Here is a 1740-nt window from a genome sequence, read left to right on the forward strand (position 1 = left end):
TGTAAGTCTTCAGCCTAATTTGGACAGATTGGTATAAAAGTTAAGAGATGGATTTCTTAACTTTTTATCACCAATAATTGTCTGGAAGATGAAAAAGAAAAAACAGAGTACTGAGTCCAAAGTAAAAGAAATAAGGCGGCACACACGCAAGAAGTATTCCGCAGAAGAAAAGATCCGTATCGTCATCGACGGCCTGAGGGGTGAATCAAGCATCGCAGAACTTTGTCGGCGCGAAGGCATCAATGCTAATCTATATTACAAATGGAGCAAGGATTTCCTTGAGGCTGGCAAAGGYAGGCTAATGGGCAATACAAAACGTGAGGCTACTACTGGCGAGGTTCACCAGATCAAGAATGAGAATATGGATCTTAAGCAGCTCGTTGCGGAGTTAAGTCTTGAAGTTCGTATGCTTAAAAAAAGTCTAACTGGTACCGARTAAACTRCAAGCATATGAGAAGAAGCGCCAGTGAAAAAATGGAAATCATTCGAATTGTAGAAGGTTCGGAACTTGGRGTCAAGCGAACGCTKGAAGAGCTTGGTATAMGCCGAAGCACTTTCTATGAGTGGTATAAACGCTATCTTCAAGATGGCTATGAGGGSCTTCTGCCTAAGAATGTCAAACGTCGTTCTTTTTGGAACCGTATCCCTCAAAAAGAGCGTTCCAGGGTTATCGAAACWGCMTTGGAGCRTCCGGAACTATCGCCCAGGGAGATCGCTCATCACATAACYGACACTCAAAAATGGTTCATAAGCGAATCCAGTGTCTACCGGATTTTGAAGGCACAAGGTCTGGTAACCAGYCCGGCTTGGATCGTTATGGCTGCAGCKGATGAGTTCAAGGACAAAACCACTCGTGTTCACCAGCAATGGCAAACCGATTTCACCTATTTCAAGATTATTGGTTGGGGGTGGTATTACCTRGCTACGGTCATGGATGACTATTCTCGTTATATWATCACTTGGGAGCTTTGTAAGAGCATGGAGTCAACAGACGCGATGCAAGTTATCGACAAAGCATTACGGACCAGTGATCTTCCCGAAGACAGGCGTCCCAGACTCTTGTCTGACAACGGTCCTTGCTACGTCTCCCATGAGTTTACGAAGTTTATCAACGACTCACAAATGGGACACGTGAAAGGTGCGCCTTATCATCCTCAAACGCAAGGAAAGATAGAGCGCTATCACCGAACGATGAAAAACATTGTAAAGTTGGACAACTACTATTATCCAGATGAGCTGAGAGCCAGGATTAAAGAATTTGTGGATTATTACAATCATGAAAGGTATCATGAATCCATAAACAACCTTACTCCCGCTGATGTCTACTATGGCAGAGACCGGGTGCGATTGCAGCAGAGATTAATTATCAAGAACGAAACCATGAAGAAAAGAAGAAGGATAAACCGGAAGGTAGCTTCGTAGCTTCCTAAAAGAAGGTAATCGATTCCATCTTTAAAACAAAGATAATTGCCTAACAGAACCTGTAAAGAGCAGGTAAATGCCCTGCCGCAGGCGCCACACAGGGCACTCTTGACAGAACCTGTTATCCAATTGTGAAGAGGGTTACAAGATCGAATCAACCGGACCTGAAGTCATGATCATGGCTAATTCTCTAAAATAAGTATCCAAAAAAAGGATGCATAAGCCAATAGCTTGTTGTAGTCATGAAGCTATTGTAAGATCAAAAAGTATCTCTTAATTTTAGGTATCGATTTGTCCAATTGGTTTTGACGTCATACA

The 1740-nt window shown here is 42.8% G+C and carries 1 protein-coding gene; it reads left to right on the top strand.

The annotated features are described in order from the left end of the window. Positions 1-88 precede the first annotated feature (88 nt). Positions 89-1422, top strand: a protein-coding gene (locus ELS83_RS21580; RefSeq protein WP_430438943.1) for an IS3 family transposase whose coding sequence is annotated in 2 segments (ribosomal slippage) — positions 89-412 and positions 415-1422 — 1332 coding nt in all. Because the reading frame shifts where the segments join, the coding sequence is not laid out codon by codon here. Positions 1423-1740 lie beyond the last annotated feature (318 nt).

Source organism: Marinifilum caeruleilacunae, from assembly GCF_013141825.1.
GTDB lineage: Bacteria > Bacteroidota > Bacteroidia > Bacteroidales > Marinifilaceae > Marinifilum > Marinifilum caeruleilacunae.